This is a genomic window from Roseateles sp. (genome assembly GCF_031397715.1).
GTDB lineage: Bacteria > Pseudomonadota > Gammaproteobacteria > Burkholderiales > Burkholderiaceae_C > Paucibacter_A.
The window spans coordinates 1-3,145 of sequence record NZ_JANNMI010000033.1 but is presented as its reverse complement, the minus strand read 5'-3'; the positions used below and the strand labels follow the sequence as shown (position 1 = coordinate 3,145).

At 65.3% G+C, this 3,145-nt stretch carries 4 protein-coding genes and 1 pseudogene; 2 read left to right on the top strand and 3 right to left on the bottom strand.

Annotated features, from left to right (window positions below; all coding sequences use genetic code 11):
• From RMO57_RS01640 to RMO57_RS01630, 3 genes are all read right to left on the bottom strand, one after another.
• Positions 1 to 227, bottom strand: a 227-nt coding sequence (locus RMO57_RS01640; protein ID WP_414896356.1) for an acyl-CoA thioesterase, incomplete at its 3' end; no start/stop codon positions are given.
• Positions 228 to 279: 52 nt separating this feature from the next.
• Positions 280 to 594 carry a hypothetical protein gene (locus RMO57_RS01635; RefSeq protein ID WP_310383617.1) on the bottom strand — a complete coding sequence of 105 codons (315 nt, stop codon included), beginning with the start codon at positions 592 to 594 and terminating at the stop codon, positions 280 to 282.
• Between the two features lie 151 nt (positions 595 to 745).
• A complete protein-coding gene (locus RMO57_RS01630) occupies positions 746 to 2,314 on the bottom strand; it encodes a DUF4139 domain-containing protein (RefSeq protein ID WP_310383615.1) in 1,569 nt (522 codons plus the stop codon).
• A 63-nt stretch (positions 2,315 to 2,377) separates the two neighbouring features.
• Here RMO57_RS01630 and queC point away from each other — a divergent pair, with 63 nt between their 5' ends.
• Both queC and RMO57_RS01620 read left to right on the top strand, forming a co-directional pair.
• A complete protein-coding gene (gene queC, locus RMO57_RS01625) occupies positions 2,378 to 3,031 on the top strand; it encodes a 7-cyano-7-deazaguanine synthase QueC (protein WP_310383613.1) in 654 nt (217 codons plus the stop codon).
• A gap of 2 nt (positions 3,032 to 3,033) precedes the next feature.
• Positions 3,034 to 3,145, top strand: a pseudogene (locus RMO57_RS01620) (helix-turn-helix transcriptional regulator); the annotation flags it as partial.

Genomic DNA, 3,145 nt, shown 5'->3' with positions numbered 1-3,145 from the left:
GGCAGCAGATAGTCGTACTCGCTGCGGCGGATGGCCATGGCGCGGTCCAGCCGCCGGTAGTCGGCCAGGCTCAAACCCAGCGCCTCCGAATGCGCCCAGCCTATGCGTTCGCACCACTGCACATAGACGGCGTTATTGGTGTGGTTGAGCCCGTCAATATCGCCGGCAGCGGGGCTCAGCGGCAGGGTGAAGGGGACGGCGGCGAAGTCCCAGCGGTTGGTGATCACGGCGTTGGCGACGGGCGGAAGTGGGCAAGAAGGCAGCCGTGAGATGTCGTTCCTAAGCCAAAACCCAGGCCAGCAAGCTCAAGCCCAAGGTCACGGTCAGCAGCTTGGCCATCTGCGACAGCAGTTCGGCCTCTTTGGTCGACGCGGGCTTGAACGCATCTTGGCCCTCGGCTTGATGGCAAGAGCGCCCCGAACTCAGCGCACAACTGCAACGCCGGCCTTGCTCGCAATTGCCGGTGCAGGCGTTTTCGGCGGGGCTGATGTGGGGCAAATGCCATGCCCCGGCGTGCTCGCGCTGACGTTTGCTGTGGGCTTTGCGATCGCGGTCCGCGTCGACGGCTACCGATGTGTTGATCAAGCTGTTCATGGGTTTGTTCCTGAATCAAAGGCCTGGACAGCTCGAATGTAGGGTCCATGCGCGGCCCCGTTGATCCCGCGATTGAGGGGGTGGGCCCTCAAGCCGGCGCGGACCGTGATCGACGCCACGGTCTTGGCCGCAATGCCGAGAGCTTGAGTCCTTACCGCAGCCCCCCAATGCGCGCATCCTTGGGGTAACTGACAACATAGTCGGCTGTGATGCGCACGCTCTTGCCGGGCTCCAGCGACAACTCCCAGGCCACCACGCCGGGCTCCTTTTTCCATGCATCAAAGCTGGGCGTGGGGCTGAAGACGGCTTGCACGCGGATGTCTTCATGCCGCGCCACCGGCGAGGCCTCCAGCACTTGCAACTGCACCGCCTTTTTGTGCAGGTTCTCCAACACAAAGGCGCGGCCAATTTTTTGTTCGGCGCGCGCGCCGATGAAGCCGGTGTTGGCGCCGCCGCGCTGCTCGGGCTCGACCTTGACGCGCAGCATCTCATCGCGGCCGAAGAACAGCGCCAGCTGGGCCTCTTGGCCCAGGTTGAGGTGGCTGTTGCCGACAAAGTCGCCATCACGAAACAGCTGCAAAGCACCGCTGGGCCATGAGCCCGCGGGCCGGCTGGCCTCGGCCATCAAAAAGGCTTGCGCCTCTTGCTGCGGCTGCACACGGCGCACCACCCGCGCGTCCAGCTGCTCGCTGCCGAGTGCGTAAGCGACGCGTTGGCCGTCGCTGGCGATGCTGGCCAGACCCGGCACGCTGTACTCGGCCGCGAACTCACCCTGGAACACGCTGACGTCGAAGCGTGCGGAGTCGTCTTGCGCCTGCTCCGCCGGGCCGCGTGCGCTGGCCATGATTGCGGGGGCCGGCGCAGCACGCATGTATTGCATTTCTTGTTGCGCCTGGACGGGCGGCAAGATGTCCAACGTCCAGGGCCGGGGCGGCGCGATGCCGGTGTTCTGGCGGGGTTGCACGGTCGACAAGCGCAGCTTCACGCCGTGCCAGTCTTCGCCACTGTTTTGCGCCACCTGCGCTTGGCGCTCCAGGCGCAGCTGTGCCTTGGCGGTGTCCAGATGGGCGCGGTAGAGGGGCGTCCAGCCCGCTTGAGTCAGCCGATAGCTCAAGCGCAAGTCGCCGGGCTGCGCTGCGGCCAGCCGTATTTGCAAGGACCGGACCTGCGGGTTGGCCTGGATCAGGCGTTCGCGCTCGGCCAGCAGCGGGGTCAGGTCTTGCTCGATCAATTGCTTTTTGCGCAGCAGCTGGTGCTGGCGCTGCAGCGCCTCCAGACCGCTGCGGCGCAGGGCCTCGGCGGTGCCGACGATGGCGGCTTGATGGCCCGCGCCAGGGCCAGAGCCGATATTTTTGAGAAAGCCCAGCACCAGCTCTTGGGCGTCGATCTCGGCCTTCAGGCCGGCTTGCTTGTCCTCCAACTCGCGGATGCTGGCGTCGAGCGGGCTGGCCGCGCATTCGGGCGCGCGCTCACGCGGCAGGGTTTGCACGCTGATGTCGCCGATCTGAAGGCCGGCATCACCCTGTAACTGCAGCGAATCAAGATCGAAGCGGGCCGTCAGGCAGCTGAGTTTGAGCGTTTGGGCGCCGCCAGCGAGCTTGGCCACCCGCTCCACCGTGGCGCCACCCGGGTAGACGAGCACCTGACTGATCTTGCTGCTTTGGGCCGCAGCGAGCGCCGGCAGAACGCAGAGCAGGGCGAGAAGGCGGTGGGTGTGCATGCGGGAGGCTCCAAGTGGTCAGCGGCACCATAGTATGGCCGCCGACCCTGGCACACTGGCGGCATGAGTGACACCCCACAAGCCAATTCCGCCCGCAAAGCCCTGGTACTGTTTTCCGGCGGCCAGGATTCAACCGCCTGCCTGGCCTGGGCGCTGGAACGTTATGCCGCGGTTGAGACCATCGGTTTCGACTACGGCCAGCGCCACCGCATCGAGCTGGAGTGCCGGCTGACCGTGCGCGCCGAGCTGCTCGCGCGCTTCCCCGCCTGGGCGCCCAAGCTGGGCGACGATCATTTGCTGGACCTGAGCTTGCTGTCGCAGATTTCCAGCACCGCGCTGACCGAGCACCGCGCGATCGAGATGCAGGCCAACGGCCTGCCGAATACCTTTGTGCCGGGGCGTAACCTGTTATTCCTGGGCTTCGCCGCCACCTTGGCTTACCGGCGCGGCGCCTCGGTGCTGGTGGGCGGCATGTGCGAGACCGATTTTTCCGGCTACCCGGACTGCCGCGACAACACGCTCAAGGCGCTGCAAGTGGCGCTGAGCCTGGGGCTGGATGCGCCGATGACGATTGAGACGCCGCTGATGTTCATCACCAAGGCGCAAACCTGGGCGCTGACCGAAAATATGGGCGGCGCGGCCTTGAATGAGCTGATCATCGAACACACCCACACCTGCTATCTGGGCGAGCGCACACAGCGCCACGCCTGGGTTTGAGCCTTGGCATCAGCACTGGCACGGTCAAGGTCCACCGCCGCAATGTTTACCGCAAACTTAACATCTCGTCGCAAACCCAGTTGTTCTCGCTGTTCTTCCCGGTTGGCGAGGTCA

Bases quoted from the DNA above. Each gene is read 5' to 3' on its own strand.
- RMO57_RS01635 (WP_310383617.1), bottom strand. From the start codon at position 594: ATGAACAGCTTGATCAACACATCGGTAGCCGTCGACGCGGACCGCGAT.
- queC (WP_310383613.1), top strand. From the start codon at position 2,378: ATGAGTGACACCCCACAAGCCAATTCCGCCCGCAAAGCCCTGGTACTG.
- RMO57_RS01630 (WP_310383615.1), bottom strand. From the start codon at position 2,314: ATGCACACCCACCGCCTTCTCGCCCTGCTCTGCGTTCTGCCGGCGCTC.